The sequence below is a fragment of the Burkholderia sp. Bp9012 genome (assembly GCF_003853825.1).
GTDB classification, from domain to species: Bacteria; Pseudomonadota; Gammaproteobacteria; order Burkholderiales; family Burkholderiaceae; genus Burkholderia; species Burkholderia diffusa.
Map to the genome: position 1 here is coordinate 1 of NZ_QTQA01000060.1, position 3256 is coordinate 3256.

Consider the following 3256-nt stretch of genomic DNA (forward strand, 5'->3'; position numbering starts at 1 on the left):
GAATACCGGAACATCGGATTCGGCGATATCACGATGAAATATCGCATGCCCTTGGCGGCGATATTGTCGATTCTCCATCGAGTCAGCGGCGCGCTGCTGTTCCTGTTCCTGCCGTTCCTGCTGTTCCTCTTCGATCAGAGTCTCACCTCCGAGCTCAGCTTCGAAGTCTTCAAGGCTTTCCTCTCCAACATCGTCGTCAAGCTGATCGTCCTCGCGCTGTCCTGGGCGTTCCTCCACCATTTCTGCGCCGGCATTCGCCACCTGCTGATGGACGTCAACCACGACGCCGTCTCGAAGGAAGGCGGCAAGCGGACGGCCGTCGTCGTCTTTGTCGTCTCGATCGCCCTGACGATCGCCATGGCACTCAAACTGTTCGGAGCATTCTAAGAAAATGGCAGCCAATAACCGAATCGGCTCGAAGCGCCTCGTCGTCGGCGCTCACTACGGCCTGCGCGACTGGCTCGCGCAGCGCGTCACCGCCACGATCATGGCGGTCTACACGGTCATTCTGCTCGTCCTGTTCTTCGGCGCGCACGACTTCTCGTACGAAGGCTGGGCATCGATCTTCTCCGCGCAATGGATGAAGCTCGCGACCTTCGTGACGCTGCTTTCCCTCTTCTACCACGCATGGGTCGGCGTGCGCGACATCTGGATGGACTACGTGAAGCCCGTCGGTGTGCGCCTGCTGCTGCAATCGCTGACCATCGTCTGGCTGCTCGCATGTGCGGGCTACGCCGCGCAGATTCTCTGGAGAGTGTAAAGAATGGCTGCAATCAAAACTTCCCTGCCGCGCCGCAAGTTCGACGTGGTGATCGTCGGCGCGGGCGGCTCGGGCTTGCGCGCAGCGCTGCAACTGTCGCGTGCGGGCCTGTCGGTCGGCGTGCTGTCGAAGGTGTTCCCGACCCGTTCGCACACGGTGGCCGCACAGGGCGGCATCGGCGCGTCGCTCGGCAACATGAGCGAAGACAACTGGCACTTCCACTTCTACGACACGATCAAGGGTTCCGACTGGCTCGGCGACCAGGACGCGATCGAGTTCATGTGCCGCGAAGCACCGAACGTCGTGTACGAACTGGAACACTTCGGCATGCCGTTCGACCGTAACGCGGACGGCACGATCTACCAGCGTCCGTTCGGCGGCCACACCGCGAACTACGGCGAGAAGCCGGTCCAGCGCGCGTGCGCGGCCGCCGACCGTACCGGTCACGCGCTGCTGCACACGCTGTACCAGCAGAACGTCGAGGCGAAGACGCAGTTCTTCGTCGAATGGATGGCGCTCGACCTGATCCGCGACGCGGAAGGCGACGTGCTCGGCGTGACGGCCCTCGAGATGGAGACGGGCGACGTCTACATCATGGAAGGCAAGACGACGCTGTTCGCGACGGGCGGCGCAGGCCGGATCTTCGCGGCGTCGACCAACGCATTCATCAACACCGGCGACGGCCTCGGCATGGCCGCGCGCTCGGGCATCGCGCTGCAGGACATGGAGTTCTGGCAGTTCCACCCGACCGGCGTGGCCGGCGCGGGCGTGCTGATCACCGAAGGCGTGCGCGGCGAAGGCGGTATCCTGCGCAACGCGAACGGCGAGCGCTTCATGGAACGCTACGCCCCGACGCTGAAGGATCTGGCGCCGCGTGACTTCGTGTCGCGTTCGATGGACCAGGAAATCAAGGAAGGCCGCGGCGTCGGTCCGAACAAGGATCACGTGCTGCTCGACCTGTCGCACATCGGCGCCGAGACGATCATGAAGCGTCTGCCGTCGATCCGCGAAATCGCGCTGAAGTTCGCGAACGTCGATGCGATCAAGGAACCGATCCCGGTCGTCCCGACGATCCACTACCAGATGGGCGGCATCCCGACCAATATCCATGGTCAGGTCGTCGGCACGTCGCGCGATCACAAGGAACCGGTCAACGGCTTCTACGCAGTGGGCGAATGCTCGTGCGTGTCCGTGCACGGCGCGAACCGCCTCGGCACGAACTCGCTGCTGGACCTCGTGGTGTTCGGCCGTGCGGCCGGCAACCACATCGTCGAGCACGTGAAGAACCAGAAGGAACACAAGCCGCTGCCGGCCGATGCAGGCGAATTCTCGCTGGCGCGTCTGAACAAGCTCGACAAGTCGGCCTCGGGCGAGTACACGCAGGACGTCGCCAACGACATCCGCGCGACGATGCAGAAGCACGCAGGCGTGTTCCGCACGTCGGCACTGCTGAAGGAAGGCGTCGATCAGATGGCCGGCCTGAAGGCGCGTGTGGAAAGCATCCACCTGAAGGACAAGTCGAAGGTGTTCAACACCGCGCGCGTCGAAGCGCTCGAGCTGGAGAACCTGATCGAAGTCGCGCGCGCGACGATGGTGTCGGCGGAAGCGCGCAAGGAAAGCCGCGGCGCGCACGCCCACAGCGATTACGAACACCGCGACGACGACAACTGGCTGCGCCACACGCTGTGGTACAGCGAAGGCGATCGCCTCGACTACAAGCCGGTTCAAATGAAGCCGCTGACGGTCGACTCCGTGCCGCCGAAGCCGCGCACGTTCTAAGCCGAGTCAAAGGAATCCGAAATGGCAAAACGCATTTTTGAAGTCTACCGCTACGATCCGGACAAGGACGCGGCGCCGCGCATGCAGACGTACGAGCTCGAGATCCAGCATGAGCGCATGCTGCTCGACGCACTGGTCAAGCTGAAGGCCGTGGACGAGACGCTGTCGTTCCGCCGCTCGTGCCGCGAAGGCGTGTGCGGCTCGGACGCGATGAACATCAACGGCAAGAACGGTCTGGCGTGCCTGACGAACCTGAACGACCTGCCGCAGAAGATCGTGCTGCGTCCGCTGCCGGGCCTGCCCGTCGTGCGCGACCTGATCGTCGACATGACGCACTTCTTCAACCAGTATCACTCGATCAAGCCGTACCTGATCAACGACGCGCCGCCGCCGGAGAAGGAACGCCTCCAGTCGCCGGAAGAGCGCGACGAGCTCGACGGCGTGTACGAGTGCATTCTGTGCGCGAGCTGCTCGACGTCGTGCCCGAGCTTCTGGTGGAACCCGGACAAGTTCGTCGGCCCGGCCGGTCTGCTGCAGGCGTACCGCTTCATCGCGGATAGCCGCGACACGGCCACCGGCGAGCGCCTCGACAACCTGGAAGACCCGTACCGTCTGTTCCGTTGCCACACGATCATGAACTGCGTCGACGTTTGCCCGAAGGGCTTGAACCCGACGAAGGCGATCGGCAAGATCAAGGAACTGATGGTTCGTCGCGCG

4 protein-coding genes are annotated in these 3256 nt (G+C 63.4%); all 4 read left to right on the top strand.

The genetic code is table 11. The annotated features are described in order from the left end of the window. A partial coding sequence (gene sdhC / locus DIE11_RS35795; protein WP_244962417.1) for a succinate dehydrogenase, cytochrome b556 subunit occupies window positions 1–387 on the top strand: 387 nt, incomplete at its 5' end. Between the two features lie 4 nt (window positions 388–391). Then, window positions 392–760 carry a succinate dehydrogenase, hydrophobic membrane anchor protein gene (gene sdhD / locus DIE11_RS35800; protein WP_006399546.1) on the top strand — a complete coding sequence of 123 codons (369 nt, stop codon included), beginning with the start codon at window positions 392–394 and terminating at the stop codon, window positions 758–760. Between the two features lie 3 nt (window positions 761–763). Continuing rightward, the gene (gene sdhA / locus DIE11_RS35805; RefSeq protein WP_124629841.1) at window positions 764–2539 is read left to right on the top strand and encodes a succinate dehydrogenase flavoprotein subunit; all 1776 of its coding nucleotides are present in this window, start codon (window positions 764–766) and stop codon (window positions 2537–2539) included. Window positions 2540–2560: 21 nt separating this feature from the next. Then, window positions 2561–3256: succinate dehydrogenase iron-sulfur subunit (locus DIE11_RS35810; protein ID WP_148093069.1), on the top strand; the 696-nt coding region annotated here is incomplete at its 3' end.

Excerpts from the sequence above, each read along its gene's own strand:
- sdhD (WP_006399546.1), top strand. The coding sequence starts at position 392 with ATGGCAGCCAATAACCGAATCGGCTCGAAGCGCCTCGTCGTCGGCGCT.
- sdhA (WP_124629841.1), top strand. The coding sequence starts at position 764 with ATGGCTGCAATCAAAACTTCCCTGCCGCGCCGCAAGTTCGACGTGGTG.